Source organism: Collimonas fungivorans, assembly GCF_028292705.1.
Lineage (GTDB): Bacteria > Pseudomonadota > Gammaproteobacteria > Burkholderiales > Burkholderiaceae_D > Collimonas > Collimonas fungivorans_B.
In genome coordinates, this window is sequence record NZ_JAQGLV010000144.1 from 24,896 (window position 1) to 31,789 (window position 6,894).

The window sequence follows — 6,894 nt, forward strand, 5'->3', positions numbered from 1 at the left end:
TGTCATTTTCCCGGCAATGCCCACAGCAAGCCGCGCGTGATCAAGGGAGGAAATACCGTCAGATGGTCTTCATCCTGGATCACCTCGGAACGCACTTTCAGGCCGGGATAACGATGTGAATTCAATTGTTTCTCGAAATCCTTCATGTCCTGCACCATGTCGCTTTCCTTGTTATAGCGCGGATTGTGATCGCCCGGCTTGACCGTTTCGAACGAGCCGATCAGCATCAAGACCCTGGCCGGCATGTCTTTGTGCGCTGCCGCATAAAGACGCTCCTGGCTGAACATGACCTTCTTGTCGTACCACAGCGAAGGGCTGCCTAGAATGTACTGGTCGAACATCTGCGGCTCCGTCAGCAGGACATGCAAGCCGAGCAACGATCCATAAGAATGGCCGGCATAGATTTTCCGGCTCATGTCGGCGCGGTAGTTTGCGGCGACAAACGGAAACACTTCCCGTTCGATGAACTGCCGGTACTGCTCGGCCTGCCCCGACAAGTCCTTGCCTTTGCCGCTGGTAGTGTCGGTCGGCGTGTAATCCCGGTTGCGGCTGAAGACGGGATCGTCGCCCTTGGAATAGGACAGCCCGACCAGGATGAATTCCTGGATTTTCTTGCCATGGACGACCAGCCGGTTGCCAATGCTGCGCACCAGCGGGAAACCGTAGTTGGCATCAGTGATGAACAGCACTGGATAACGCTTCTGCGATGTCGCGTAGGATGCTGGCAGGCTGACGAACAGCTCGTAGTCACGGTGCAGGATCTTCGATGAAATGCTCTGCACCTCGGTTCCTTCCAGTTCATACGGACGGGCCGGGGTGTTTGCCTGGGACGGTGGAACTGAAAAAACCAGGGTAAACAATAAGGCAGGAAGGGGCTTGCGAAGTTTTTGCGGCATGTTTATACTTTCTCGTTCGTTTGCGATGGAGCAATGCTTCCGCCAGGCGATAATGTGTGCCGCAACGCCGATTTCGTCAACCCTGCTTCGGGTGCAAAAGACGAACGGCGATAACCTAGCCGATGGTGATGTCGTGCGTAAAATCATTTCCTGAAATCTCCCGCGACCTGCGGATCCGGTTCGAATACAAACCCGGCCATCGCTGCGTCTCCTTCGCGATGACAACAACTGCTGACGCATCAGCCATATACATGCGCCTTGCCTGACGCCGGCTTGCACCGGGTCCCGTTACAGTTTTTGCAGCACAGGCGCGTCGAGCGCCTGGATTTGAGCAGCCAAGTTATTCAACCGACAATCCGGCCAGGCAATCTTTGCCCGCCTGTCGATTTCGACGATTTCCGTTCGACTAGGTATCGAGACCCTTTGAATCTCGCGGCTCGATTGCCTCCTCGTACAAAGTCCTTCATCTTTGGAAAGACCGACATGACTGAAAATTCCATTCCAACCGCAACCCGCGACCGCCGCGGCCTGGCCCTGATCGTGCTGTGCCTGGGCGTGCTGATGATCGTGCTCGACACCACCATCGTCAACGTCGCGCTGCCGTCCATCAAGACCGATCTGAAGTTCTCCGACACCTCGCTGGCCTGGGTGGTGAACGCCTACATGCTGACTTTCGGCGGTTTCCTGCTGCTTGGCGGCCGGCTCGGCGACCTGTACGGCCACCGGCGGCTGTTCCTGATTGGGATCGCGCTATTTACTTTAGCCTCGCTCGCCTGCGGCTTGTCCGGCACCCAAGGTTTCCTGCTGGCGGCACGCGCCGTGCAAGGGCTGGCCGGCGCCGTGGTGACCTCGGTGGCGCTGTCGCTGATCATGGACCTGTTCACCGAGCCGGCCGAGCGGGCCAAGGCGATGGGGGTCTACGGTTTCGTCTGCGCCGGCGGCGGCAGTCTCGGCGCCATGCTGGGCGGCCTGCTGACCGATACCCTGAGCTGGCACTGGATTTTCCTGGTCAACCTGCCGATCGGCATCGCCGTCATCGCCCTTTCATTGCGGCTGCTGCCGGCGCTGCACAGCCAGGCGCAGTCCAGGCATCTCGACGTGTTCGGCGCCGTTACCGTCACCGCCGCGCTGATGCTTGCCGTGTACGCCATCGTCAACGGCAACGAAGCCGGCTGGGTTTCGCCTCGGACCTTGGGCCAGCTGGCCGTCGCGGCGGCCTTGCTGGCGGCTTTCCTGGTGATCGAAACGCGGGTGCGGGTGCCGCTGATGCCGCTGCGGCTGTTCCAGCTGCGTAACGTGGCAGTCGCCAATATCGTCGGTGTGCTGTGGGCGGCGGCGATGTTCGCCTGGTTCTTCCTGTCCGCGCTCTACCTGCAGCTGGTGCTGGGCTACAAGCCACTGCAGGTCGGGCTGGCTTTCCTGCCGGCCAACCTGATCATGGCCGTCTTTTCCCTGGGGATCTCGGCCAAGCTGGTGATGCGCTTCGGCATCCGGCGGCCGCTGGCGGTGGGCTTGCTGCTGGCGGCTTGCGGCCTGCTGCTGTTTGCGCGCGCCCCGGTCGACGGCCACTTCATCGCCGATGTATTGCCGGGCATGGTCCTGCTCGGCCTGGGCGCCGGGATTGCCTTCAATCCGGTGCTGCTGGCGGCCATGAGCGATGTCGCGCCGTCCGAATCCGGGCTGGCTTCGGGCGTGGTCAACACCTCGTTCATGATGGGCGGCGCACTCGGCCTGGCGGTGCTGGCCAGCCTGGCGGCCTTGCATACCGAGAACCTGCTGGCGGCCGGCAATGAGCCGCTGGGCGCGCTCAACAGCGGCTACCAGGCAGCTTTCCTGGTAGGCGCCTGCTTCGCCGGCCTGGGCGCCGCGCTTGGCGCCCTGCTCTTGCGCACCAAAACCATGGAGAACGCCGTGCCTGCATGACGCTCCGCCGCACCAATCAGTGAAACGCCGTAGCCCCGGTGTTTCCTACTTGCCGGGATAAACCTATGTTTGAGAAAGAAACAGACGCATCACTTGTCAGCGAAACCGAGTACCGCCTGCTGGTGGCGGAATTCGACCTCCTGTGGAATCGCGCGACGACGACGCAGGAGCAGTCGCGCATGGAGAGCCTGATCAAGCTGATCGACGCCTTCGAGAACGGCCTCCGCCAGAATTAATTTCCCATTCAGGATTAGAATGCACGGCAAGGCACATCCGCCGCCTGCATTCACTACAATCGAACGGCTCATGCAAAATATCATTACTGTAGCAAACGTCTCGAAAACCTACGCTTCCGGCCACCGCGCCCTCAACAACGTCAACCTGGAGATCCGCCGCGGCGAGATCCTGGCGCTGCTGGGCCCGAACGGCGCCGGCAAGACCACCCTGATCAGCTGCATCTGCGGCATCCTCAACATCTCCGAGGGCTCGGTGCGGGTCGACGGCCACGACATCGGCGCCGATTTCCGCGCGGCCCGCTCCATGATCGGCCTGGTGCCGCAGGAACTGACCACCGACGCCTTCGAAACGGTGTGGGCGACGGTGTCCTTCAGCCGCGGCCTGTTCGGCAAGCCGGCCAACCCCGCCCATATCGAAAAAGTGCTCAAGGACCTGTCCTTGTGGGACAAGAAGGACAACAAGATCATGACCCTGTCCGGCGGCATGAAACGCCGGGTGCTGATCGCCAAGGCGCTGTCGCACGAACCGCAGATCCTGTTCCTCGACGAGCCGACCGCCGGCGTCGACGTCAACCTGCGCCACGACATGTGGCAGCTGGTCCGTTCGCTGCGGGAAAGCGGCGTCACCATCATCCTGACCACCCACTACATCGAGGAAGCCGAAGACATGGCCGACCGCATCGGGGTGATCAACAAGGGCGAGATCATCCTGATCGAGGACAAAAAAGAACTGATGCACAAGCTTGGCAAGAAACTGCTGACGCTGCAGCTGGAGCAGCCGCTGCAGCAGGTTCCGCCCGAACTTGCGGCCTACCAGCTGAGCCTGTCCAGCGACGGCAGCCAGCTGGTCTATACCTATGAGAGCGACGGCGAACGCGTGACCATCATTTCGCTGCTCAACGCCCTCAGCGCACAAGGCATCCAGTTCAAGGATATCCAGACCACGCAAAGTTCCCTCGAGAATATTTTCGTCAACCTGATCAAGGACGGACAATGAATTTCCATGCAATCCGCGCCATCTACAACTTCGAAATGGCGCGCACCTGGCGTACCCTGCTGCAAAGCATCATCGCCCCGGTGATTTCGACTTCGCTGTATTTCGTCGTGTTCGGCGCCGCCATCGGCTCGCGCATCGCCCAGGTCGACGGCGTCAGCTACGGCGCTTTCATCGTGCCAGGGCTGGTGATGTTGTCGCTGCTCACGCAAAGCATCTCGAACGCCTCTTTCGGCATCTACTTCCCTAAATTCACCGGCACCATCTACGAGCTGCTGTCGGCGCCGGTGTCATACCGCGAGATCGTGATCAGCTACGTCGGCGCCGCCGCCAGCAAATCGATACTGCTCGGCCTGATCATCCTGGCCACGGCCGGACTGTTCGTGCCGCTGCACATCGAACATCCGCTCTGGATGATCCTGTTCCTGGTGCTGACCGCCGTCACCTTCAGCCTGTTCGGCTTCATCATCGGCATCTGGGCCGACAATTTCGAGAAGCTGCAGCTGGTGCCTCTGCTGATCATCACGCCGCTGACTTTCCTCGGCGGCAGCTTTTACTCGATCAAGATGCTGCCGCCGGTATGGCACACGATCAGCCTGTTCAATCCGGTGGTGTACCTGATCAGCGGCTTCCGCTGGAGCTTCTACGGCACCGCCGACGTGCACATCACGGTCAGCCTGGCGATGACGCTGGCATTCCTGGCGGTCTTCCTGGGGATCGTGGCCTGGATCTTCAAGACCGGCTACCGGCTCAAGTCCTAGGGACCGGAGACAGTCATGCCGCCTGAGGCCTCCAGCGCATCTCGCAGCAAACCAGCTTTCAGCCTGCGTCCCGCGCAGATGGCTGACGTCCCGGTTTTGGAGGCGCTGATTGCCCGTTCCGGCGTCGGCCTGAGCACCGGTTTCTATTCGGACCAGCAGGCTGAGGCGGTCACCCGCTATGTGTTTGGCGTCGACACCCAGCTGGTCGCCGACCAGACCTATTTTATTATCGAAGACGGCGGCAAGGCCGTGGCGTGCGGCGGCTGGAGCAAGCGCCGTACGCTGTTCGGCGGCGACCGGGCGAAAAGCGGCCCCGATCCCCTGCTCGATCCATCGCAGGAAGCCGCCCGCATACGCGCTTTTTTTGTCGATCCTGGCATGGAACGGCGCGGCCTCGGCAGCCAGCTGATGCGGCATTGCACTCGCGAAGCGGCCCTTAACGGCTTCAGCATGCTGGAGCTGGTCGCCACGCTTCCCGGCGAGCCGCTATACCTGGCCTCCGGCTTTGCCGTCATCGAAAGATTCGCGCTCGACCTGCCAGGCGGCATCCAGGTGCCGGTGACGCGGATGAGGAAGAACATCGAACCAGCAGAAACCACGGCGGCATAAATGAACGGCAAGCACTCTCATCTCCAGCTGTCCCTGTACCTGATCGCCGCAGCGGTCTTGCTGGTGGGGTTATTGTCCGCCGGCCTGATCTACCGCGCTGCGGCCGAACGGGAGAGCGCTGCCCTCAGCTACCAGATGGTGGGCGGCAGCGTCTATGCAGTCGACCCGGGCGATTCCAAGGCCTACCGGCGCGACGTCGAACTGTATGGCGGCACCTCGGGGCGGCTGATCGCCGACTTCAATCGCTGGCTGTCCAGCCTGTGGCACGGCAAACGGCTGGCGTACGTGCTCGCCATCTTATCGGCCGGGATAGCCTATATCTGCTTCTCCGTCGCCCGCGGCCAGGAGCCTGAGCAGCCGTAGGACGCCCCGATCGATGGCATAACCAGGCTGCGCCGGGTTATGATGCGGTGTTATTTCCTACAGGGTGAATCTTCCATGCACAGTCTATCTTCCCCATCCAGCGCCAGGGGCTGGTCGTTCTGGTGGAAACCGGCGCTGTTCGTACTGGTAGCCGTGGTTGGCCTGTACTACGTCAAATGGTCGCCCTATTACCTCAAATCCTTCCTGGCCGCCGACAAGCACAGTATCGGCGCTTCCATTCTCGACGACCAGCAAGGCGCGCCTATTGCCGCCGCGCTGGCCTACGCCAAGGTTTATTTCCTGGCGATCTGGAAAGCCGCGGTACTGGCGGTGATCCTGGGTTCGCTGCTGCAGGTGCTGATCCCGCGCGACTGGCTGCTGCGCCTGTTTGGCCGCGCCGGCTTCGGCTCGGTGCTGCGCGGCGGCCTGTTCGCCCTGCCTGGCATGATGTGTTCTTGCTGCGCCGCTCCGGTCGTGGCCGGCATGCGCCGCCAAAAAGTTTCGGTGGGCGCGGCGCTGGCGTTCTGGATCGCCAATCCGGTGCTCAATCCGGCGACGCTGGTGTTCATGGGTTTCGTGCTGGGCTGGGGGTTTACCGCCCTGCGCCTGGTGGCAGGCCTGGTGCTGGTGCTGGGCGTATCGATGATCGCGCAACGCATTTCCCGGCCCGAGGAAATCCCGGCGGCAGCGGCAGAAGCGGTGGTCGAAGCCAGCGCGCCTGCGCGCACCGACTTCCTGGGACGCTGGGCGCGCACCATATGGCAACTGTTCTGGAGCACGATCCCGGTGTATGTACTGGCGGTGCTGGTGCTGGGCGCAGCCCGGGTCTGGCTGTTCCCGCATGTCGACGGCGCCATGGGCAACAGCCTGCTGTGGCTGGTGCCGCTGGCCATCGCCGGCACCCTGTTCGTGATCCCGACAGCGGCCGAAATCCCTATCGTGCAGACCATGATGGCGCTAGGCCTAGGCACCGCGCCGGCAGTGGCGCTGCTGATGACCTTGCCGAGCATCAGCCTGCCGTCGCTGCTGATGCTGCGCAAGGACTTCGACGCCAGGGTGCTGGTGGCAGTGGCCTTGCTGACCATGCTGGTCGGCGTGGTCAGCGGGCTGGT

Annotated in this window: 8 protein-coding genes; 7 read left to right on the forward strand and 1 reads right to left on the reverse strand. The window is 61.9% G+C overall.

Annotated elements, in window-relative coordinates; translation table 11 throughout:
* Nucleotides 1-2: 2 nt before the first annotated feature.
* Nucleotides 3-896, reverse strand: a complete 894-nt coding sequence (locus JWQ61_RS07285) for an alpha/beta hydrolase (RefSeq protein ID WP_304359936.1) — start codon at nucleotides 894-896, stop codon at nucleotides 3-5.
* A gap of 483 nt (nucleotides 897-1,379) precedes the next feature.
* Between JWQ61_RS07285 and JWQ61_RS07290 the strand changes: the two genes are divergently transcribed.
* The 7 genes from JWQ61_RS07290 to JWQ61_RS07320 all read left to right on the forward strand — a co-directional run.
* On the forward strand, nucleotides 1,380-2,819 hold the full coding sequence (locus tag JWQ61_RS07290) for a DHA2 family efflux MFS transporter permease subunit (protein WP_304359937.1): 1,440 nt from the start codon (nucleotides 1,380-1,382) through the stop codon (nucleotides 2,817-2,819).
* Between the two features lie 65 nt (nucleotides 2,820-2,884).
* Nucleotides 2,885-3,055, forward strand: coding sequence for a hypothetical protein (locus tag JWQ61_RS07295; RefSeq protein WP_304359938.1), 171 nt, complete (start codon nucleotides 2,885-2,887; stop codon nucleotides 3,053-3,055).
* A gap of 70 nt (nucleotides 3,056-3,125) precedes the next feature.
* The gene (locus tag JWQ61_RS07300; RefSeq protein ID WP_014006761.1) at nucleotides 3,126-4,052 is read left to right on the forward strand and encodes an ABC transporter ATP-binding protein; all 927 of its coding nucleotides are present in this window, start codon (nucleotides 3,126-3,128) and stop codon (nucleotides 4,050-4,052) included.
* A complete protein-coding gene (locus JWQ61_RS07305) occupies nucleotides 4,049-4,810 on the forward strand; it encodes an ABC transporter permease (RefSeq protein ID WP_014006762.1) in 762 nt (253 codons plus the stop codon). Before JWQ61_RS07300 ends, JWQ61_RS07305 begins: the two co-directional genes overlap by 4 nt.
* A gap of 15 nt (nucleotides 4,811-4,825) precedes the next feature.
* Nucleotides 4,826-5,419 (forward strand): GNAT family N-acetyltransferase, encoded by a 594-nt coding sequence (locus JWQ61_RS07310; RefSeq protein WP_304359939.1) that lies wholly within the window; start codon nucleotides 4,826-4,828, stop codon nucleotides 5,417-5,419.
* Complete coding sequence (locus tag JWQ61_RS07315) at nucleotides 5,420-5,782, forward strand: hypothetical protein (RefSeq protein WP_304359940.1); 363 nt, start codon at nucleotides 5,420-5,422, stop codon at nucleotides 5,780-5,782.
* Between the two features lie 75 nt (nucleotides 5,783-5,857).
* A partial coding sequence (locus JWQ61_RS07320; RefSeq protein WP_304359941.1) for a permease occupies nucleotides 5,858-6,894 on the forward strand: 1,037 nt, incomplete at its 3' end.